We start from the raw sequence: 21731 nt of genomic DNA, 5'->3' as shown, positions 1-21731 counted from the left end.
GTCCGGCTTCCGGAAAGGCCCGAAATGCGCTTCGACCGCCTGCCGTCGTCGTTCTTTTCCATCGTGCTCGGGCTCGTCGGCCTCGGCGGCGTGTGGCGGCTCGCCACGCGGCTGTGGGGGGTGCCGGCGCCGGTCGGCGAGGCGATCATCGCGCTTTCCTGCGTGATCTGGGTGGTGCTCGCCGTCGCGTTCGTGCTGCGCCACCTGCGCCACCCCGACGACCTCGCCGCGGAGCTGGCTCACCCGATCCAGTGCTGCTTCTGGGGCCTCGCCTTCGTCGCCACGCTGCTGCTGGTGCCGGGCGTGCGGCCCTATTCGATGGCGGCCGCGTGGGCGTTCTTCGCCGTCGGCATCGTCGGCCATGTCGGGTTCGTGATCTGGCGGGTCGGCAGCCTGTGGCAGGGCGGCCGCCCGGCGGAGGCGATGACGCCGGTGCTCTATCTGCCGCTCGTCGCCGGCAATTTCGCCTCGGCCATCGCCTGCGCATCGCTCGGCCTGCACGATCTCGGCCTGCTGTTCCTCGGGGCGGGGCTGTTCTCGTGGCTCGCGATCGAATCGACCGTTTGGATGCGGCTGTTCGCCCACGAATCGATGGCGCCGGCGGTGCGGCCGCTGCTCGGCATCCAGCTTGCGCCCTCGGTGGTCGGGCTCGTCGCCTATCTCAGCCTTCAGCCCGGGCCGCTGCCGGTGTTCGCCTATGCGCTGATGGGCTACGGCCTGCTGCAATATCTCGTGCTGCTGCGGCTCATGCCGTGGTTCGCGGTGTCGTGGTTCTCGCCGGCCTGGTGGGCGTTCTCGTTCGGCGTGACGGCTGCCGCCGGCGCGGCGATGCTGATGGTCATCAACGGCGCCGGCGGGGTGATGATCCCGATCTCTGTCGTGCTGTTCGGGCTCGCCAACGTCGCGATCCTGATCCTGGCCGTTGCGACGGTGCGCTTCGTGGCACGCGAAGCGCGGCCGCAATAGCCGCGCGCCCCTTCGATTTCGGCGTGGCTTTCCTATATCGTTCGAGATCCGTTCCACAGATTCGTTCAAGGTCGATCTCTTTCCGATGGTGCTTCCCGCCGGGCCGAACGCCCGCCCCTTCGACGACGATCCGCTGTTCGGCGATGCCGCGCCGCCGCCCGCGCCCCGGCCGGGCGGAATAGCCGCGCGTGCCCTCGGTGGCGGCGGGCGCGATCCCGCCTATCTCGAGGGGCTCAATCCCGAGCAGCGCCGCGCGGTCGAGACCGTCGATGGTCCGGTGCTGGTGCTCGCCGGTGCCGGCACCGGCAAGACGCGGGTGCTGACCACCCGCATCGCCCACATCATCGCCACCGGCCGCGCCGCACCGCACCAGATCCTCGCCGTCACCTTCACCAACAAGGCGGCCCGCGAGATGCGCCATCGCATCTCCGCCCTCGTCGGCGGCACGGTCGAAGGGATGGGCTGGCTCGGCACGTTTCATTCCATCGGCACCAAGATCCTGCGCCGCAACGCCGAGCTGGTGGGGCTGAAGTCCGATTTCACCATTCTCGACACCGACGATCAGCTTCGCCTGATGAAGCAGATCATCCAGGCGGAGAATCTCGACGAGAAGCGCTGGCCGGCCCGCCAGCTCGCCGCCCTGATCGACACCTGGAAGAACCGCGGCCTGACGCCGGACAAGGTGCCAGCCTCTGAGGGCAGGGGCTTCGCCAACGGCCGTGGGCAGGAGCTCTACGCCGCCTACCAGGACAGGCTGAAGGTGCTGAATGCGGTCGATTTCGGCGACCTCCTGGTCGAGCCGATTCGGCTGTTCCGCACCCACCCGGACGTGCTCGCCGACTACCAGCGCCGCTTCCGCTACATGCTGGTCGACGAGTATCAGGACACCAACGTCGCGCAATATCTGTGGCTGCGCCTTCTCGCGCAGAGCAATCCCAACATCTGCTGCGTCGGCGACGACGACCAGTCGATCTATGGCTGGCGCGGCGCCGAGGTCGACAACATCCTGCGCTTCGAGCACGATTTCCCGGGTGCCGCCGTCATCCGCCTCGAACGGAACTACCGGTCCACGGCGCCGATCCTGGCCGCGGCCTCGCACCTCATCGCCCACAACGAGGGCCGGCTCGGCAAGACGCTGTTCACCGACCGGCGCGATCCCGAGGCGGCGCTCGTCACGGTCGCCTCGTCGTGGGATTCCAACGAGGAAGCCCGCGCCATCGGCGACGAGATCGAGAGCCTGCAGCGCAAGGGCCACAAGCTCGACGAGATCGCCATCCTGATGCGCGCCTCGTTCCAGATGCGGGAGTTCGAAGACCGCTTCGTCACCCTCGGCCTGCCTTACCGGGTGGTCGGCGGCCCGCGTTTCTACGAGCGCATGGAGATCCGCGACGCGCTCGCCTATTTCCGGGCGACCGTGCAGCCGGCCGACGACCTCGCCTTCGAGCGCATCGTCAACACCCCCAAGCGCGGCCTCGGCGAAGCGACCATCAAGCTCTGCCACGACACCGCGCGCGCCCGGCGGATTCCGCTGATGGCGGCGGCGGCCGACCTGATCGACACCGAGGAAATCAAGCCCAAGGCCCGCGCCACCCTGCGTGATCTGCTCGGCGCCTTCGCCCACTGGCGCGCCGATCTCGACACCCGCCCGCACCACGAACTGGCCGAGACCATTCTCGACGAATCCGGCTACACCGAGATGTGGCGCCAGGACCGCTCCGCCGACGCGCCGGGCCGGCTGGAGAACCTGAAGGAACTGATCCGTTCCATGCAGGATTTCGAATCGATGACGAGCTTCCTTGAGCACGTCTCGCTGGTGATGGATGCCGAAAGCGACGCCAACCAGGATGCCGTCACGCTGATGACGCTGCACGGCGCCAAGGGGCTCGAGTTCGACACCGTGTTCCTGCCGGGCTGGGAGGAGGGGCTGTTCCCCCACCAGCGTTCGCTCGACGAGGGCGGCCGCGCGGGCCTGGAGGAAGAGCGCCGGCTCGCCTATGTCGGCCTCACCCGGGCGCGCAAGCGCGCCTATGTCTGGTTCGCGTCCAACCGCCGCGTCCACGGGATGTGGCAGACCTCGGTGCCGTCGCGCTTTCTCGACGAACTGCCGGAGGACCACGTCAACGTTCGCGAATCCGGTGGCGCCGGAGGGTATGGCGGCTACGGCGCGAGCCGATTCGACCGCTCCGACAGCTTCGGCTCGCGCTACACGACCCCGGGCTGGGAACGCGCTCGCGAGCGCACCCGCGACGCCTCCGGTGGCCCGCGCCCGATGTCGGCACCGGCGGCACGGCTGAGGTCCGGCGGCGCGACCATCGAGGGCGAGCTGGTCGCCAAGAGCGTGGTCGACGGCGGCTCGGACTTCACGGTGGGCGCGCGGGTTTTCCACCAGAAATTTGGAAACGGATCCGTTGCGGTTGTCGATGGAAACAAGCTGACGGTCGATTTCGACAAGGCCGGCCGGAAGAAGGTGCTGGATTCGTTCGTGGAACGGCTTTGAGCCGGGACCGCCGTCTGCGTCCGACGGACGGGCATCCGTTCCGGCCGCCGCTCTGGACACGGGAAATCCCCGGGCGCATACAATAATATTAGCTTACGAAATCGTTCGTGCCGCGCGGTGCTCCCTGCGGCGGGCAATGGCCCTCGGAATCGATCTCGGAGCGTCGGCCGCGGATCGGCCGGAACGTGCATTGCGTACAAAGCGGTGCGTCCGGATGGGCGGCCAGCCTCGCTCGGAAGGGACACGGTATGGGTTGTTTGCGCGCGGCGTCGGCGGATCGTCCGGTTTCGGCGACATCCGTCGGTCTCTGGTTGGTGCTGTTCGTGTCCAGCGTGCTCGCGGTCATGGTGGTGGCCGGCTTGCTGACGATGATCCCCGATGCCTGGTTCGTCGAGAACGGACCGATCGAGGACGCGCAGGTCGTGCTGCTCGTCGCGGCCGCTGCGATCTTCGTGGTCGGTGCGGTCGTCTCCCAAAGGCCCGAGATCCGGCTTGTCGCGTTCGGCTTCGCATTGCTGAGCCTCGCGATGGCCGACCGCGAACTCGATCTCGGCCTGACCAAGGCCCCGGCGTGGCTGACCTTCGCGATCAACGGATGGGCGCCGCACCTGCTGCTCGGCCTCGCGATGCTGATCGTGCTCGCGATCTATCGCCATGCGTTCTTCGACGCCGTGATCGCGGGGCTGCGCATGATCGCAAGCCCCGTCGGCATATGCCTGATCATCGCCTTCGTGTTCGCGCTCGCCGGCTGGCCGTTCGACAAGGGCTACTTCCGGATCACCCACGCCGCCGCCGACCGGTGGGAGGAGAGCACAGAGTTCGTCTCCTACGCCTGGATGGTCGCGGCCGCGATCGCGTTCCGGCCACGCTGACGGTGCTTGCGTCCCGGCCCGGGCTGGAGTACGCGGATCCATTCGGGAAAGCAGGCCGGCCCGGCGGCTTCGGGAACACGGAATTTCATGGACAAGATCAGGATCGTCGGCGGCGCGCCCCTTAACGGCACCATTCCGATCTCGGGCGCGAAGAATGCGGCCCTGCCGCTGATGATCGCGGGTCTCCTGACGGACGAGACGCTGACGCTGGAAAATCTGCCGCGCCTGCGCGACGTGCAGCTTCTGTTCCAGATCCTCTCCAATCACGGCGTCGATCACGCCATCCAGGGCAAGCGCAACGGCCAGGACGACATGACCGGCCAGACGGTCGACCTGTCCGCCCGCGCCATCGTCGACACCACCGCTCCCTATGAACTCGTCTCGAAGATGCGGGCGAGCTTCTGGGTGATCGGCCCGCTGCTCGCGCGCATGGGCGAGGCGCGGGTGTCGCTGCCCGGCGGCTGCGCCATCGGCACCCGGCCGGTCGATTTCTTCATCTCCGGCCTGAAGCAGCTCGGCGCCGAGATCGACATCGAGGGCGGCTACGCAGTCGCCCGTGCGCCGAAGGGGCTGGCCGGCGGGCGGGTGACGTTCCCGAAGGTCTCCGTCGGTGCCACCCACACGGTGATGATGGCCGCCACGCTCGCCAAGGGCGACACCGTGATCGAGAACGCCGCCCGCGAGCCGGAGATCGCCGACCTCGCCCGCTGCCTCACCGCCATGGGCGCGCGCATCGAGGGCGCGGGAACCAGCGAGATCCACATTTCCGGCGTGCCGCGCCTGTCCGGCGCCCGCCACCGCGTGCTGCCCGACCGCATCGAGACCGGCACCTATGCCATGGCTGTGGCCATGGCCGGTGGCGATGTGACCCTCGACGGGGCGAGCGCCGACCTGCTCGATGCCGTGCTGGACGTGCTGCGCGGGGCCGGCGCCGAGATCGACGTTCTCAACCACGGCATCCGCGTTCGCCGCAACGGACACGGCATCGACCCGGTCGAGGTCACGACCGCGCCTTTCCCGGGCTTTCCGACCGACCTTCAGGCCCAGCTCATGGCGCTGATGACGAAGGCCAAGGGCGTGTCGCACATCACCGAGACCATCTTCGAGAACCGCTTCATGCACGTGCAGGAGCTGGCCCGCTTCGGCGCCGACATCCGCCTCGACGGCGAGACGGCGACGATCACCGGCGTGGAGCGCCTGAAGGGCGCGCCGGTGATGGCGACGGACCTGCGCGCCTCGGTGTCGCTGGTGATCGCCGGCCTTGCGGCCGAGGGCGAGACGACGGTCAATCGCGTCTACCATCTCGACCGCGGCTTCGAGCGGCTGGAAGACAAGCTCTCGCGCTGCGGCGCCGAGATCGAGCGCCTGTCGGCCTGATGCGGGGCGGCACGCGCCGCCGCCTTCGCCGTTGCCCGTTATCCGTTCGTCTGTCCTGCGGCCGAGCGCCTTGCACGCGCACGGCGAACGGACTAACTACCGCCGGAAGGGATTATCCGGTGCCAGCCTCATGGATGTGATCAAGCTCATCGCGCTCGATGCGGAAGATCTCGCGATCGTTTCCGCCCATGTGCAGGATGCCGTGACCCGGCCGGGTCTTGCCCGCTGGCTCGCCGGCGAGCGCCGTTTCGTGCTGCCGCTCAACCGTTTCGCCTGGGAGAAGGCGCTCCGCGTCGGCGACAGGGCCGACGAGCGGCGCGCCGCCGTCCTTCATTTCGACCGCGTTTCCAGGGTGGTGTCGACAGGCATCCGGCCGGAGGACGACAAGACGGTGGCCGTGCTGCTGGCGGTCACCTTCGCCGCCAGCGACGAACCGGCCGGCGTCGTCACCCTTCATTTTGCCGGTGGCGGACGCATCCGTCTCGAGGTCGAGTGCATCGAGGCCCGGCTCGCCGATCTCGGCGGAGCCTGGGCGGCGCGTGCGCGGCCCGAGCACGAAGCGAGCGACTAAGCCGCCATACGCCGCGGTCGGCCGCACGGCCGGCGCACGGCGTTCCGCCCCGCATTCTCCGATCTGTTCTTCCCGTTCTTCTCGGCCTTCTTGGCCTGAAACTTTCGGCAGGTTGACTTGGCGATCCGCATTTCCACCCGACAGCCAGACTTCGAGGCCCGCTTCGCAGCCCTGCTCGCCACCAAGCGGGAGGTGTCCGAAGAGGTGGACGCCGCCGTGGCCGAGATCATCGCCGACGTGCGTGCCCGCGGTGATGCCGCGCTGATCGACCTCTCCGCCCGCTTCGATCGCGTCGACCTCGCGCATCTCGGCATCGCCGTCACACAGGCGGAGATCGATGCCGCCGAGGCGGCGGTGGACGGCCCGACCCGCGCTGCGCTGGAATTCGCCCGAGACCGCATCGAGGCCTATCACCGCCGCCAGAAGCCGGCCGACGAGCGCTATGTGGACAGCCTCGGCGTCGAGCTCGGTCATCGCTGGACCGCCATCGAGGCGGTCGGCCTCTACGTGCCCGGCGGCACGGCGAGCTATCCGAGTTCGGTGCTGATGAACGCGGTGCCGGCGAAGGTCGCGGGCGTGCCGCGCGTCGTCATGGTGGTGCCGGCACCCAACGGTGAGATCAATCCGCTCGTGCTGGTCGCCGCGCGGCTCGCCGGCGTCGACGAGATCTATCGCGTCGGCGGTGCCCAGGCGATCGCCGCTCTCGCCTATGGCACCGAGACCATCCGTCCGGTCGCCAAGATCGTCGGCCCCGGCAACGCCTATGTCGCGTGCGCGAAGCGCCGCGTGTTCGGAACCGTCGGCATCGACATGGTGGCCGGTCCCTCCGAAGTGCTGGTGGTTGCGGACGGCGACAACGATCCGGCCTGGGTCGCGGCCGACCTGCTCGCCCAGGCGGAGCACGACGCGGCCGCCCAGTCGATCCTGATCACCGACGACGTGGTGTTCGCCACTTCCGTCGAGCGCGAGGTCGCCCGCCAGCTCGAGACGCTGCCGCGCGCCGACGTCGCCGGCGCGAGCTGGCGCGACTATGGCGCGACCATCGTGGTGCGTAATCTCGGCGAGGCGCCGGCGCTGATCAACCGCATCGCCCCGGAGCATCTGGAACTGGCGGTCGACCAGCCGGACGAGCTTCTGGTGCTGGTGCGCAATGCCGGCGCGGTGTTCCTCGGCCGTTACACGCCGGAGGCCATCGGCGACTATGTCGGCGGCTCCAACCACGTGCTGCCCACCGCGCGCTCCGCACGATTCTCGTCGGGGCTGACCGTGCTCGAATTCGTCAAGCGCACCTCGATCCTGCGGTGCGATGTGGATAGTCTGAGGGCGCTCGGCGGCGCGGCCATGGCGCTGGCGCGGGCCGAAGGGCTCGAAGCGCACGGCCGTTCGGTCGGGATACGACTCAATCTGTGAGCGGGAGGCGTCGCGATGGCGACGGACGGCACCGGCGGGGACGACCCCCGATCCTCCGCATCCCCCGCGGAGCCTGCGGGCGGCACGGGGCGGGGGCGCGAGCGGGCTTTCGCCCAGCCCGGGCGGGAGCCGGTGCCGCGCCTGATCGGCGTCGAACTCGACGAAGCCTCCATCGCGCGCACCTCGGCCGATATCGACCATGAGCGGGCGGTCGCGATCTACGACCTCATCGAGGAGAACGTGTTCGCGCCGGCCGGCCACGACGGCGGCCCATACCGGCTGATGCTGGCGATCCGCGAGCGGCGGCTGATCCTCGAGATCCGCGACGACGCCGGCCTGGTCGTCGTCACGCACCTGCTGTCGCTCAACCCGTTCCGGGGCATCCTGCGCGATTATTTCCTGATCTGCGACAGCTACTATCAGGCGATCCGCACGGCCTCGCCGAGCCAGATCGAGGCCATCGACATGGGGCGGCGCGGCATCCACAACGAGGGCTCCCGCCTTCTGATGGAGCGGCTCGAGGGCAAGGTCGTGCTCGATTTCGATACCGCCCGCCGGCTGTTCACCCTGATCTGCGCCCTGCACTGGAAGGGATGAGCATGGCGGACGATGCGGCAGGCGAGGCCGGGCAGCCGGGACGCTCCCGCCCCGGCGCCGTCCTGTTCGTCTGCCGGCAGAACGCGGTGCGCTCGCCCATGGCGGCTGCCATCGCCCGCCACCTGTTCGGCAATGCCGTCTATGTGCGCTCAGCCGGGGTCAGGCCCGACGAGAAGGATCCCTTCGCCGCCGCGGTGATGGAGGAGGTCGGGCTCGACATCAGCCAGCACCGGCCGATCGCGCTCGACGAACTGGAAGACACCAATTTCGATCTGGTGGTGACGCTGGCGCCGGAGGCCCATCACCAGGTGCTCGACATGGCCCGCACGGAGGCGCTGGAGGTCGAGTACTGGCCGATCATCGACCCGACGGCCACGATGGGCTCGCGCAGCCAGATCATGGACGCCTATCGGGGCGTTCGACGTGAACTCGAAACCCGCATCCGCCGCCGCTTCGAACTGCCTGCGGCGCCGCTGCTCGGCGCGTGACCGGCCGGGACGAGCCGCAGGAGACACCCCCCGCGATCGGATGAACCCATCCGCCCGCAAAGGCGCGTCATGATTTCCGGAACTGGAGATCGCGTCGTTCAGGCTGCGTCGCGCTTAACGTGCCGGGCTGCGCCGAAATCGGCTGCATCAGCGAGACGTCAACCGCGCGCCAACTGCAGGCGCTGCGGCACGGTCGTCTCGCGGGCTGCCTTGGGGGAGGGGCTTCGTGGAGGCCACCTCGCAGACGCAACAGAGCGGCCTCATCAGACGTGCCGCCGGATCGGACGTGCGCAAGGCGTTTCGGCGGGGTGGGGGCCCCGCCGGCCGGATATCGGCAACCGCTCCGGGCGGTCGCCGACTCCTCATTCGCTCAGATCGTCTCGATGTGAGCGGGATAGTCGCGGGGAGGCCTCAGGCCGCCTTCAGTTCCTTCACGGCCTTCGAGAAGGCGTCCTTCAGGGGCGAGCCGCTCTCGGAAGCGATCTTGGTGGCGAGCTCCTGGAACTCCTTGGCCTGGCCCGAAAGAGCCTCGAACTGCTTGCGCGCGAAGGAGGTCTGCAGCTCGATGGCTTCGGCGACCGACTTGGCCGAGATGATTTCCTTGATGAAATCGAAGGTGGCGTCGGTGTTGGTCTTCGCCGCGTCGAGCGCCTTGAAGTTGAACTCGATCACGCCCTTTCGGGTGCTCTCGTAGGTGTCTTCCAGGGCGTCGGTGGCTTCTTCGGCCGCAGTCTTGAACTTCGCATAGGCTTCCTTGGCCTGGGCGACGCTCTTCTCCGCCATCTCGCGGACGGCCGGGGGAAATTCCACGGACGGCATGGTGAACGGATCGGCGGGCAGCGCGGCGGAAATGGTCTTCTTCACGGTCCGCGTCGTAGCAGGCTTCTCGGTCATGATCGGGCTCCTTCCTTGGGCGGCAGTCGACAACGCGGAATGCGGCTTGGGAAAGGGCAGCCGGATCGGGTGCCCGCGCATTCCGGCGACGCGACATGGCCCGGCCGGCCGTTGTGACCTTTGCCCGGCGCCCGTCGCGTGCTGAGACAAAGATAGGCGCGCTTATTTTGCATTGCAACATTATTTTGCATTGCACAAAGCGAGCCAAAGCGTGCATCCGGACCGCAGGCCGGCGTCGCCCGCCGGCCTGCGGTCTTTCGAACATTAGAACCTTGGACGACTCCGCGTCTTCGCCGCTCAATCCCCGGAGGTGGCGTCGCCGGGGGCGGTGCCTTTCGGGGCCGCCGCTTTCGGCACGGCGTCGTGAACCGCCTGCTGCGCGGCTTCGGCGGTCTTGCGGGCATTTTCCATGGCACTGGCGGTCCGCGCCGTGATCTCGGTCTGCGCGGCCTCGCCTATCGCCTTCGCCTGCGTGCCGAGCGCCTGCATGCGGTCGGTCAGGAACGCCGATTGCAGCTTCACCACTTCCTCGACCGTCGCCGCCTTGACGAGATTGAGCGCCAGCGAGAACGCCGCGGCGACGTTCTCGTCGGTGAAGGTGAGGACCTGCCGGCTCACATCCTGCCCGCTGCGCTTCTCGGGTGCCGAGCGCTCGTCGAGCGTGGTGACGGTATGCCGCGCGGCAGTCATGAACTGGTCGAACGCCTTGCGGGCCTGGTCGACGCTGGCCTCGGCATAGGAGCGCACCTCGGACGGAATTTCGAACTTGCCGATCTCCGGGGGAGCCTTGGGGGATGTCATGGGCGAAACCTCCTGTCGGTGTTTGAACCGGCGGTCCCGTTGCGGGACGCCGGTCGTTCGGGACGGAACGAGGTCCCGCGCGGTCGGACAGCATGGCGTCGGACAGCGTGGGGGTCGGAGCAAGACGGCTTCCAGGCCGTCCTGAAGGGGCCTCACGGCCCGCGCCACGGCGCTGCGCGGCCATCACGGCCGGCGGATCCAACCCAGCGTAGCGGCGGCAGACGACACACGCATGTCGTCGTGCCCGAAGGCCTTGCGCGGCGAGGCGGGCGGGGCGGCTCGCGCCATTGTCGCGTTAACGACGCTGGTGATCAATGGCGCGCATCCCGCTTGCGGGTGTGGACCGGCCGGTCGCCGCCATATTAAAGTCCGGATGGTCCCGGGGCGGTGAATCGGAAGGCAGGCCTTGCGCCGTGCCGCCGTTTGTCCGGCCCGTTCCGGACCGGCATCGTCCGCCCGGAACGGCGGCAGAACCCGAGGGCGGAAAAGACCTTGGCGGCGACGATCCCCGCGGATGGAACGCGCGAAAGCCATCTGGCCCGCTTCCTGGCGCTGACCGCCCATCCGGTCGTCGGTGGGCAGGCGGCCGAGCGCCGCATGGTGTTCGTTCTCGATCAGGCCGCGACGCAGATCCTCTGGTACAACGCCGCCGCGGCGCGCTTCTGCGAGTTCACCGCCGGCCTTTCCCCGGCGCCGTCCAATCCCCGCGCGTCGGCGCTGCTTTCCGCCGTCGGGCGGCATCTCGCGGTGCGCTTCCTGATGCAGCCCGGGCTTGTGCGGCTGCGGGTCTTCGTCGATTTCAGGCCTGTCGGATTCCTGTGCCGGCTGCAGATGTTGCGCCTTCAGGGCGGCGAGCCGGCGCTCGCCGTGACCGTCATCGAGCCGGCATCCTCCGGCGGTGAAGACGAGGCAGCGAGCCTCGCGGCGTTCTGTCCGCTCGTCGCCGGTGACGGCTTCGCCCTCGTGGTCGATGCTGCAGGTGCCATCGTCGCGGAAGCGGGTGCCGTGGAGATCGCCGAGGTGTTTGGCGGCCGGTCCGCCATCGCAGGTCTCGCGGCATCCGGCGGCAGCCCGTCCGGGGCGGCGCTGCGGCGCATGCTGCTCGGCGACACCGGGCTGCGGCTTGTGATCGCCGCCCCCGCGGAACGGCCGCCGGCTGCATCCGCACAGGCGAAGGGGGACGCCACGGCGCAACGACCGCCCGCGGCGGCGACTGCCCGTCCGTCGGCGGCGGCAGACGCAAGCACGGGCGCCGGCGACAGCGGCACGTCGCTTTCGGCGGTGCGCACGGCGCTGTCGGCCGGGACCCCGGCGTCCATCGCACAGGCGGCGCCGGCCTTGCCGCGTCCCCGGCGATTCTCGTGGCAGACCGATTCCCGGGGGCGGTTCACGTTCGTTTCCACCGAGTTGGCGGAGGTGGTCGGCCAAGCGCAGTCTGCCATCGTCGGTCATCGCTGGGACGAGGTCGCAGCCGCATTCGGGCTCGATCCGGATGGGCGGATCGCGAGCGCGTTCGATCTCGGCCAGACCTGGAGCGGCGTCCGCGTGCTGTGGCCGCGGGCAGACGGCTGGCGCGTGCCGGTCAACCTGTCCGCGCTTTCGGTGCGGGACGCCGGCGGCGCATTCCGCGGATTTCGCGGCTCCGGTCTGGCGCTCGTCGCGCTGGCGGAACCTTCGGACGTGCCCTTCGGGTCGCTCGCGCCCGAGACCGATGACGACGCGCCAACCCGACCGGTGGCAGACGGAACCGAGGCACCGGCAGCCGCGGCAGAAGCGTCCGGCGTCCCCTTCGCCGCGGAACCCGAAGCCACGGAACGTCGGGCGGCCGAAACGGCGGACGAGATCGTGCCGGGGATGGCCGTCGAGGTGCCGTCCGAACCGGCGGCCGCGTCGCCGAACCCTGTTGGCGACGACGGTTCCTCGGCCGCGCGCGACGACGACACTGCGCAAGACGATGATGGCCGAGACGATGATGGCTTTGCCCGGGACGCGATAGCCGGTGCGGTGCCGTCGCCGATCACGGGAACGGACGCCGCTGAGGCCGACGACGTGGAGCCGGACGATCGGGAGCCGGACCAGGTCGAGTTGGACCATGTAGAGTTGGACCGTGCCGAGGCGGATAACGGGGCGTCCGACCATGTGGCGCAGGACGTTTCCGTGGCGGACGAGGCTTGCGCGGGAGGGCCGGAGGCCCGTCCGGACGACCTGCCGACTGCCGGCGGATCCGATCAGCCGGATTTCGACGAGGAACGGCCGCCCTGGGGCGACGGCGGCGAACCGCCCTCGTCCTTGGAGTCTGCCGACCTGTTCGCGGACGAACGTCCCGGCATGGACGCGGTCGCGGGCGAAGGAGACGGTCACGCGGCGGGCCGGCTTTCGAGGCCGGAATGGGAGGCGTTCCGGCAGGTCGCCGCCGCACTCGGCGCGCGGTTCGCAGGCGACGAGGACGAGAGCGCAAAGCCGGACGCCGGGCCCGGAGCGCCGACCCCCGCCGACACGCCTGTCGCCATGCCAAAGCCGCCCGAGGAGCCGGCCGCGGCGCTCGAAATGTCGATCCTCGACCGGTTGCCGGTCGGCCTCGCCATCTGCCGCGACAGCGATGTGCCCTACGCCAACGCGGCGATCCTCAACCTGCTCGGCTACGCCGACCGCGAGGCCTTCGTGGCCGCCGGTGGGTTCGACACGCTGTTCGTCGAGCCTTCGGAAGCGGATGCCGACAGCCGCCTGCTGCGCGCGCGTCGTGCCGACGGCAGCGACGTGCCGGTCGACGCGCGGATGCTCGCCGTACCCTGGGGCGGTGCCCGTGCGCTGCTGGTTGTGCTGCAGCCGGCGAGGCCGGCGCGGGCGGTGATCGCCGTGCGCGCGCCGGGAGCGACCGGGGAGGGCGAGGCGACCGCAGTCGCCGGGGTGCTGCCACCGGTCGATGCGCCCGACACAGAACCGCCTTTGGCCGAGGCCGCAGCGACGGCGGCTTCCTCGACGGCCACGTCTTCGGGAGCACCCGCAGAAGCCGAATCGCCCGCTGCTGAAGCACCGCCCGCCGCGTCGCTCCCGGTAGACCGTCCCGAAGCCGCGGTCGCCGCCTCCGACCGGTCGCCGCCGGATGTGGCGCCCGCCGCGCCGGTTCCGGTGGTGACGGGGTCGATGTTCGAGGCGGCAAAGCCGGCGACACGCACCGCTGGCGCCGTTGCGCAGCAGCCCGCGCCGGAGCCCGCTGGCGAGGCCGATGCCGTGCTTGATGCGCTGCCGGATGCCGTCGTCGTGGTCGACCGGCGCTGCGCCGTCGTCACCGTCAACCGCGCCGCCGAGCGTCTGTTCGGCCGCACCCGCGCGGCGCTGCGCGGCGAGGCGGTCGGCCGCCTCGTCTCGGCCCTCGGTCGCGGCACGCTCGAAGCCGCCATCGCCACCATGATCGACGCCGTGGTGCCGTCGAACGCCATCCACGATCTCGAAGCGGTCGGCCGTTCGGGCGACGGCGAGGACGTGCCCCTGATGATCGGCTTCGGCCGCTTCGGCGAGGGGCTCGGCGCCCGCGTCTGCCTCACCTTGCGCGATGTCGGCGTCTGGAAACGCACGGAAGCGGCGCTTGCCGCTGCCACCCGCGTGGCGGAGCAGGCGAGCGCGCAGAAATCCGATTTCCTCGCCCGTATCACCCACGAGATCCGCACCCCCCTCAACGCCATCATCGGTTTCGCCGAGGTGATGCTGGAGGAACGGCTCGGTCCGATCGGAACACCGCGCTATCGCGACTATCTGCGCGACATCCGCTCGTCCGGCGGCCATATCCTGAGCCTCGTCAACGACCTCCTGGACCTCGCCAAGATCGAGGCCGGCCGCGCCGAACTCGATCTGGAGCCGGTGGCGCTGAACGCCGTGGTGCGCGAATGCGTGGGGCTGATGCAGCCGGAGGCCGGCAGCGAGCGCGTCATCATCCGCACCAGCCTCGCCGGAACGCTGCCGACGATCCTCGCCGACCGCCGTTCCATCAAGCAGATCGTGCTCAACATCCTGTCCAACGCGGTGAAGTTCAATGTCGAGGGCGGGCAGGTGATCCTGTCGACGAGCTGCGACGAAACCGGCGCGGTGGTGTTCCGCTGCCGCGACACCGGTATCGGCATGTCGCCGGAAGAGGTGGTGGTGGCGATGGAGCCGTTCCGGCGCCTCGGCGGTGCCCGCCGCGGCGGCACCGGCCTCGGCCTGCCGCTGACGAAGGCCCTGGCGGAGGCGAACGGCGCCGGCTTCGCCCTCCAGTCCGAACCCCGGCGCGGCACGCTGGTCGAGATCCGGTTTTCCACAGCGGACGCCGCCGCCGCCTGATGCGCCGCTTTCAAGGACGGTCGGCGTCGCGACCCGCTTGCCTTTTGAAGCGTTTGCTCCTAGGTTCCGCGCCGTCGGTCCGGCCCGGCCTCGGAACCCTGTTTCGTGGCGGCCGTGTGATGGGCAGCTGTAGCTCAGTTGGTTAGAGCGTCGGATTGTGGATCCGAAGGTCCCTGGTTCGAGACCAGGCAGCTGTACCACCTTCTCTTCAGGCCCGACATTTTCGTTCATCAAGCGCCCTGAGACCTTCGAATCCGAGCAGGCCTGCTGCCCTGCGGCCGGCGGATTGCTGCCTTGCGGCGTGCGGACCGCCTCGGGGCTTGCACCCTGGCGCCGATTGTGTTGGTTGGCGCCGATCCAAAAGGCGTCTTCGCGCCCTGCGTTCTCAAGCGGCGCGTTCGCGCCTACAGTCTCAAGAGGCGCCTCCGCGCCCTGTGTTCTCCGGATTTTTTGCACGATGGCACGTTCAGCCCTTCTCAATGTCATGGTCCAGGCCGCCACCAAGGCGGGGCGCGGGCTGGTGCGGGATTTCGGCGAGGTCGAAAACCTTCAGGTCTCCCGCAAGGGGCCGGGCGACTTCGTCTCCGCCGCCGACAAGAAGGCCGAGCAGATCATCTATCGCGAGCTCGAGAAGGCGCGGCCGGGCTGGGGCTTCCGCATGGAGGAAGCCGGCGACGTGGCCGGTGACGGCCAGCACGTCTGGCACATCGATCCGCTCGACGGCACCACCAACTTCCTGCACGGCATTCCGATGTTCGCCGTCTCCATCGCGCTGGAGCGGCAGGGCCAGATCGTCGCCGGCGTGGTCTACAATCCGGTGATGGACGAACTCTACGTCGCCGAGCGTGGCGGCGGCGCCTTCATGAACGACCGCCGCATCCGCGTGGCCCAGCGCCGCGACATGGCCGATTGCGTGGTCGGCACCGGCATTCCCCATCTCGGCCGGCCCGATCAGGGCCGTTCGCTCATCGAACTGCGCGAGATGGTCGGTCAGGTCTCCGGCATCCGCCGCTTCGGTTCCGCCGCGCTCGACCTGTGCTGGGTCGCCGCCGGCCGCATGGACGGTTTCTGGGAAGCCCACCTCAATTCATGGGACATCGCGGCCGGCGCGATCATCGTGCGCGAGGCGGGCGGCTTCGTGTCGGACTTCGCCGGCAAGGACGCCATGCTGGAAAGTGGCTCCATCGTCGCCGGCAACGAGGTGGTCCATCAGGCTCTGCTGGGGCATCTCAAGCAGGCCCACGCCCGGCTCTGAGATTGGTGCAGCGCTGCCGTCCGGGTCATTCGATCCGGAACGAGGGCGCGCCCCGGCCGGAGAGCCCTGACTGCTTTCTGTCGCCCGGATCGCCCCTCCGATCCGGGCGATATTCGTTCCGGATGGACGAGAGCGGGTCTCTACAGCCAGCGTTTCCAGCGGAAGAAGCCGTATGTGCCGACGGCCGAGACCACCATCAGGCCGATCGAGACCATGTAGCCGTAGTGCCATTCCAGTTCCGGCATGAACTGGAAGTTCATGCCGTAGATCGAGGCGATCAGCGTCGGCGGCATGAACACGACCGCGAGAACCGAGAAGATCTTGATGATCGCGCTCTGATCGAGGTTGACGAGACCGAGCACCGCGTCGAGCAGGAAGTTGATCTTGGTATCGAGCGACGCGGCGTGGTCGGAAAGCGAGCGCACGTCCCGCGTCATCGACTTGATGGTGCCGCGGTGGCCGACAAGTTGGCCGTTGCCCTGATGCAGACCGAGGAAGGCCAGCGTGCGCGACAGCGACATCAGGCTTTCCTGAGCGCGGTTGGTCAACATGCCCTGGCGGCCGATGGCGCGGATCACGTCGTGGAAGTCCGGCCCGCCGCGCCGGTCGGAGATGCCGGCCTCGAACACCGAACGCGAGATCAGATCGATCTCCGCGGCGATCGCCTCCAGGATATCGGCGGTGCGCTCGACGACGGCATCGAGCAGGTCGACGAGCGCCAGCGCGGCCGACACGGGCTCGCTTTGCGGCTTCTGCAGGCGATGGGCCGCGAGCGGGAATGCCTTCGGCTCGTCGTAGCGCACCGTCACCAGCCGGTTGCCGACCAGGATGAAGGTCACCGGCGTCGTCCCGGGGCGGCCCTCGGCGATGCCGCACAAAAGCGTCGTCGTCATGTAGATGCCGCCATCCTCGACATAGAGGCGGCTGGAGGTCTCGATCTCCTTCATCTCCTCCTGGGTGGGGACGCCGATGCCGAGGAGGCTTTCTGTCAGCTTGTCCTCCCAGTGGGTGGGGGCGAACAGGTCGAGCCACACCGCGCTTTCCGGCAGCGGCTCGTTCTCTTCCCAGCGCCGCCGCTTCAGAAGACCGTCCTCTTGCAGATAGCAGGTGATCATGTCCGTTTCTCCGCAAGGGACGTGGCGCGTGAGAACGTGGCCACGCAACGACGGTTCCGCGCCGGTACGCGCGCGGAGGGTGCACTCTCAAGCCGTGGCGTCCGGCCGTTGATCCGGCGCGCGCGGCGTGTCGTCGTGGAGACTTGAGTCGCACTCTGCGTCACTCTTGTGACAGTCCGCAAGGCCGGCACGGCGCGGCGATTTCGTTTGGTCGCAGGCCGCTGTCGGGCTATTCAAAACGAGCCTCCAACGGATTTCGGACCGCCCATGGCCCGCGACATCGATCCCTACCGGCTTTCCAGCCCGCAGATCTTTCTGTGGCGCATGGTGATCTTCCTGGTGCTTGCCGCCTGTATCGGCGTGGTGCTCTACCGTTCGATCGCCACGGCGTTCATGGCCAATCCGGGCCTGAACGGGCTGATCTTCGGCGTTCTCGCCATCGGCATCGTGCTGGCGTTCCGCCAGGTGATCCGGCTGTTTCCGGAGGTCACCTGGGTCAACGGCTTCCGCGCCGGCTATGCCGGGCTGGAGGTTCGCCGCCCGCCGGTGCTGCTCGCGCCGATGGCCTCGCTGATCGGCGACAAGCTCGGCGACAAGCCGCTCTCCACCCCGGCGCTGCGCACGATTCTCGATTCGATCGGCACCCGTCTCGACGAGGCGCGCGACATCTCGCGCTACCTTACGGGCCTGCTGGTGTTCCTCGGCCTGCTCGGCACCTTCTGGGGTCTGTTGCAGACCGTGAGCTCCGTCGGGGCCACCATCGGCTCGCTCAACGTCTCGTCGGGCGATTCCACGGTGATCTTCGAGGACCTGAAGGCCGGCCTCGCCGCGCCGCTCTCCGGCATGGGCATCGCGTTCTCGTCCTCGCTGTTCGGTCTGACCGGCTCGCTGATCCTCGGCTTCCTCGATCTGCAGGCGGGCCAGGCGCAGAACCGCTTCTACACCGACCTCGAGGACTGGCTGTCGAGCGTGACCGACATCCTGCCCGCCGGCGGGCAGGCGTTGCCGCCCTCCGATGTCAGCGAGGCGCTGGACCGGCTCGCGGCCGCCGTCCAGGACCAGGGTTCGGGCCGGGGCGCCACCGCGGCGATGGCGAACCTCGCCGAGGGCATCCAGGGGCTGGTTCAGCACCTGCGGGCCGAGCGGCAGATGCAGCGCGAATGGACCGAGGCCCAAGCCCGGCAGCAGGCGCGCATCGAGCGCTTCCTGGAGACGCTGGCCGGCGCGGTCGAACAGGACCGGCGCTGATCCACCCAACCGGCACGCCATAGAGCGATTTCTTGTCGTTCGGATCGGTGTGATCTGAACGGGATATACGCCAGGACACAACGGAGACCGCCATGCCGAGGGGACGCCGCCGCGCAGCGCAGCTCGACCAGTGGCCGGGCTACGTCGACGCGCTGTCGACGCTGCTGATGGTCTTCGTGTTCCTGCTCTCGGTGTTCATGCTGGCGCAGTTTCTGCTGAGCCGCGAGGTGTCGTCAAAGGACACCGCGCTGTCGCGCCTCAACGCCCAGATCGCCGAGCTGACCCAGCTTCTGTCGATGGAGCGGGCCGCCAAGGGCGACGCGCAGGATGCGCTCGCGCAGCTGCAGTCGAGCCTCGATGCCGCCCTTGCCGACCGCGACCGCCTGCAGGGCCTGCTCAACTCGGCGCAGGGCTCGTCCGTCGGTGCTGGCGGCCAGATCACGGAGTTGCAGGGCCAGCTCGCCAAGGAGCAGCAGGTCAGCCGTGACGCGCTGGCCCAGGTCGAACTCCTCAACCAGCAGATTTCGGCGCTGCGCCGCCAGATCGCCGCGCTGGAGACCGCGCTCGGCGCCTCCGAGCAGAAGGACAAGGAATCCCAGGCGCAGATCGCCGATCTCGGCCGCCGGCTCAACGTGGCGCTGGCCCAGAAGGTACAGGAGCTGTCGCGCTACCGCTCGGATTTCTTCGGCCGCCTGCGCGAGATCCTCGCCGACCGGCCCGATATCCGCGTGGTCGGCGACCGCTTCGTGTTCCAGTCCGAGGTGCTGTTTGCCTCCGGCTCCGACCAGATCAACGGCGAGGGCCAGGTCGATCTCGACAAGCTGGCGAGCGCCATCCTGCAGCTCGAGAAGGAGATCCCGCCGGAGATCGGCTGGGTGCTGCAGGTCAACGGCCACACCGATTCGCGGCCGCTGTCGGGATCGGGCCGGTTCCGCTCGAACTGGGAGCTTTCCTCGGCACGCGCCATCGCGGTGGTGCAGTTCCTGATCTCCAAGGGCGTCGATCCCGAGCATCTCGCAGCCGCGGCGTTCGGCGAGTTCCAGCCGCTCGACACCGCCGATACCGACGAGGCCCGGGCGCGCAACCGCCGTATCGAGCTGAAGCTGACCGAACGCTGAGGGATCGGGCGGGCGGGAGACCAAGCGCCAGCGGATGGGGGAGCCCCGACCCGCGGGGGAGCCCCGCGACCGGCCGACGCCTATTTCGCGGCGGCGCCGGCTTCCAGGGCCTCCGCGCCCGCCTGGAACTGCAGCCGGGCGAGGCGCGCATAGAGCCCGCCGCGCGCCACGAGGCTGGCGTGATCGCCTGCCTCCACGATGCGGCCGTTCTCCATCACCAGAATGCGGTCCGCTGCCAGCACGGTCGCGAGGCGATGGGCGATGACGAGTGTCGCCCGTCCGCGCCGCAGGGTTTCGAGCGCCGCCTGAACGGCCGCCTCGCTTTCGGCGTCGAGCGCCGATGTCGCCTCGTCCAGCAGCAGGATCGGCGCATCCTTCAGGATGGCGCGGGCGATGGCGATCCGCTGGCGCTGGCCGCCGGAAAGCGTCACGCCGCGCTCGCCGACTTCAGTGTCGAAACCGTTTGGAAGCTGCGCGGCGATGACGTCGACGCGGGCGGCCTTCGCCGCGGCGAGGATGTCGGTCTCGCTGGCGTCCGGCCGGCCGAAGCGGATGTTGTCGAGGATCGAGGCGGCGAAGATCGTGGTGTCCTGCGGCACGATGGCGATGCGGCGGCGGACATCGGCGAGGCGGGCATCGCGGACGTCGACGCCGTCGATCAGGATGCGGCCAGCGGTCGGGTCGTAGGCGCGCAGCGCCAGCGCGAAAAGGGTCGACTTGCCGGCGCCGGACGGGCCGACGATCGCAACCGTCTCGCCCGGCTTCACCGCGAGTTGGATGTTCTCCACCACCGGCGGATGGCCGTTGCCGCCATAGGCGAACGACACGTCGCGGAAGGCGAGCGTACCGGCCGGCGGCTCCGGCAGCGCGACCGGGTGGACCGGATCGGCGATGGCCGGCTGTTCCGCAAGGAGTTCGCCGAGCCGCTCGGCGGCGCCGGCTGCCTGCGAGACCTCGCCCCAGACCTGCGACAGCTCGCCGAGGCTGCCGGCGGCGAAGGCGGCATAGAGCACGAATTGGCCGAGCGCGCCCGGTGAAAGGTTGCCGGCGAGCACGTCCTGCGCGCCGATCCAGAGCACCACCACGATGGAGGTGAACACAAGGAAGATCGCGATGCCGGTGAGCAGCGTGCGGGCGACGATGGCGCTGCGGGCGGCGCCGAAGGCCTCGTCCACCCCGCCGCGATAGCGCCCGGCGGCCGCACCCTCGAAGGTGAAGGCCTGCAGGCTGCGCACCGCGCCGATGGCTTCCGTGGCGTAGGCGGAGGATGCGGCGAGCACGTCCTGGGCGCGGCGCGAGCGGCGGCGCACCGATCGGCCGAATCCGACCAACGGCAGCACGATCACCGGGATCGCGGCGAGCACCAGCGCCGAGAGCCCCGGGCTCGTCACCACCATCATGGTCGCCGCGCCGATGAACAGGAGCAGGTTGCGCAGGGCGACGGAGGCGGAGGAGCCGACCGCGGCCTTGACCTGCGTCGCGTCGGCAGTGAGCCGCGACACGATCTCGCCCGACAATGTGCGGTCGAAATAGCCGGCCGAGAGTCGGACGACATGGGCGAACACGGCGGAGCGGATGTCCGCCACCACCCGCTCGCCGAGCCAGGTGACGAAGTAGTAGCGGGCCGCGCTCGCAAGCGCGAGCACGCCGACGACCACGATCAGCATGACGAAATAGCGGTCGATGAAGGCTCGGTCCGCGGCGTTGAAGCCGTGGTCGATCACCCGCCGGAGCGCGATCGGCAGCGCCAGCGTGGCGCCTGCGGCCAGCACCAGCGCAGCGATCGCCCCGGCGAGATGGCCGCGATAGGCGAGCGCGAACGGCACCAGCACCCGCAACGGCTTCAATCCGGGGCGGCGCCTCGCTTCGCCCGCCGCCGTCTCCGCCGTTTCGTCCCTCGCCGTCCCGCGTGCCGCCACGTCAGGTCTCCCGCATCGTTCCGCCCTGTTGCGAACAACATGCAACGCGGGTCCGTCAGACCACGTCGCTCCCGGACGGGCAAGTGAAATGGTGGCGTGGTCTGTCCGAGAACCGGGGCGACAGCGGGGCGATGGCGCGAACCATGCGCCTCATTCGGGAGGCTGCGAAGATTCGGCGCACCGCGCCACGACGATGCCCACCGACGCTCCTATCGGGGCGCAGGCCGGTGAACGCGGGGAGAAATGCGGAAAGCCGGCGTCTTTCGGTGCGCCCCGGGCCGGCACG

General features: G+C 69.3%; 16 protein-coding genes and 1 tRNA gene. 13 read left to right on the top strand and 4 right to left on the bottom strand.

Going from position 1 to position 21731, the window contains the following annotated elements; translation table 11 throughout:
- Positions 1-24 precede the first annotated feature (24 nt).
- The 8 genes from tehA (at position 25) to BUF17_RS05555 (ending at position 8778) form a co-directional block, all read left to right on the top strand.
- Complete coding sequence (tehA, locus tag BUF17_RS05590) at positions 25-966, top strand: dicarboxylate transporter/tellurite-resistance protein TehA (RefSeq protein ID WP_073626454.1); 942 nt, start codon at positions 25-27, stop codon at positions 964-966.
- Between the two features lie 85 nt (positions 967-1051).
- Complete coding sequence (locus BUF17_RS05585; RefSeq protein ID WP_073626452.1) at positions 1052-3463, top strand: ATP-dependent helicase; 2412 nt, start codon at positions 1052-1054, stop codon at positions 3461-3463.
- A 248-nt stretch (positions 3464-3711) separates the two neighbouring features.
- Positions 3712-4335 (top strand): hypothetical protein, encoded by a 624-nt coding sequence (locus tag BUF17_RS05580; RefSeq protein WP_139282431.1) that lies wholly within the window; start codon positions 3712-3714, stop codon positions 4333-4335.
- An 87-nt stretch (positions 4336-4422) separates the two neighbouring features.
- On the top strand, positions 4423-5712 hold the full coding sequence (gene murA, locus BUF17_RS05575) for a UDP-N-acetylglucosamine 1-carboxyvinyltransferase (protein WP_073626448.1): 1290 nt from the start codon (positions 4423-4425) through the stop codon (positions 5710-5712).
- A 130-nt stretch (positions 5713-5842) separates the two neighbouring features.
- Positions 5843-6283, top strand: coding sequence for a DUF2948 family protein (locus BUF17_RS05570; protein ID WP_073626446.1), 441 nt, complete (start codon positions 5843-5845; stop codon positions 6281-6283).
- A gap of 117 nt (positions 6284-6400) precedes the next feature.
- A complete protein-coding gene (gene hisD / locus BUF17_RS05565) occupies positions 6401-7693 on the top strand; it encodes a histidinol dehydrogenase (RefSeq protein ID WP_073626444.1) in 1293 nt (430 codons plus the stop codon).
- A gap of 15 nt (positions 7694-7708) precedes the next feature.
- On the top strand, positions 7709-8290 hold the full coding sequence (locus BUF17_RS05560; protein WP_084564100.1) for a UPF0262 family protein: 582 nt from the start codon (positions 7709-7711) through the stop codon (positions 8288-8290).
- Positions 8291-8292: 2 nt separating this feature from the next.
- A complete protein-coding gene (locus tag BUF17_RS05555; protein WP_073626442.1) occupies positions 8293-8778 on the top strand; it encodes an arsenate-mycothiol transferase ArsC in 486 nt (161 codons plus the stop codon).
- 411 nt (positions 8779-9189) lie between these two features.
- On the opposite strand, the gene BUF17_RS05550 is transcribed toward BUF17_RS05555, so the two are convergent.
- Together BUF17_RS05550 and BUF17_RS05545 are read right to left on the bottom strand one after the other, a co-directional pair.
- Complete coding sequence (locus tag BUF17_RS05550; RefSeq protein WP_073626440.1) at positions 9190-9672, bottom strand: phasin; 483 nt, start codon at positions 9670-9672, stop codon at positions 9190-9192.
- 297 nt (positions 9673-9969) lie between these two features.
- Complete coding sequence (locus tag BUF17_RS05545) at positions 9970-10473, bottom strand: phasin family protein (RefSeq protein ID WP_073626436.1); 504 nt, start codon at positions 10471-10473, stop codon at positions 9970-9972.
- 492 nt (positions 10474-10965) lie between these two features.
- On the opposite strand from BUF17_RS05545, the gene BUF17_RS05540 reads away from it, so the two are divergent.
- From BUF17_RS05540 to BUF17_RS05530, 3 genes are all read left to right on the top strand, one after another.
- Positions 10966-14790 carry a histidine kinase dimerization/phospho-acceptor domain-containing protein gene (locus tag BUF17_RS05540; protein WP_139282430.1) on the top strand — a complete coding sequence of 1275 codons (3825 nt, stop codon included), beginning with the start codon at positions 10966-10968 and terminating at the stop codon, positions 14788-14790.
- A gap of 123 nt (positions 14791-14913) precedes the next feature.
- A tRNA-His gene (locus BUF17_RS05535) sits at positions 14914-14990 on the top strand.
- Positions 14991-15247: 257 nt separating this feature from the next.
- Entirely contained in the window at positions 15248-16045 is a 798-nt protein-coding gene (locus BUF17_RS05530; protein WP_073626431.1) for an inositol monophosphatase family protein, read from the top strand.
- A gap of 140 nt (positions 16046-16185) precedes the next feature.
- Here the strand turns inward: BUF17_RS05530 and BUF17_RS05525 are convergent, their stop codons facing one another.
- Complete coding sequence (locus BUF17_RS05525; protein WP_073626429.1) at positions 16186-17160, bottom strand: magnesium transporter CorA family protein; 975 nt, start codon at positions 17158-17160, stop codon at positions 16186-16188.
- A gap of 267 nt (positions 17161-17427) precedes the next feature.
- Here BUF17_RS05525 and BUF17_RS05520 point away from each other — a divergent pair, with 267 nt between their 5' ends.
- A complete protein-coding gene (locus tag BUF17_RS05520) occupies positions 17428-18408 on the top strand; it encodes a flagellar motor protein MotA (protein ID WP_073626427.1) in 981 nt (326 codons plus the stop codon).
- Between the two features lie 92 nt (positions 18409-18500).
- A complete protein-coding gene (locus BUF17_RS05515; RefSeq protein ID WP_073626425.1) occupies positions 18501-19526 on the top strand; it encodes a peptidoglycan -binding protein in 1026 nt (341 codons plus the stop codon).
- A gap of 80 nt (positions 19527-19606) precedes the next feature.
- On the opposite strand, the gene BUF17_RS05510 is transcribed toward BUF17_RS05515, so the two are convergent.
- Positions 19607-21445 (bottom strand): ABC transporter transmembrane domain-containing protein, encoded by a 1839-nt coding sequence (locus BUF17_RS05510; RefSeq protein ID WP_073626423.1) that lies wholly within the window; start codon positions 21443-21445, stop codon positions 19607-19609.
- Positions 21446-21731: the final 286 nt, after the last annotated feature.

Origin of the sequence: Pseudoxanthobacter soli DSM 19599 (assembly GCF_900148505.1) — a bacterium.
In the GTDB taxonomy this organism is placed as follows: domain Bacteria; phylum Pseudomonadota; class Alphaproteobacteria; order Rhizobiales; family Segnochrobactraceae; genus Pseudoxanthobacter; species Pseudoxanthobacter soli.
Note: the sequence above shows the minus strand (reverse complement) of the source record. Positions and strands in the feature narration are given on the sequence as shown.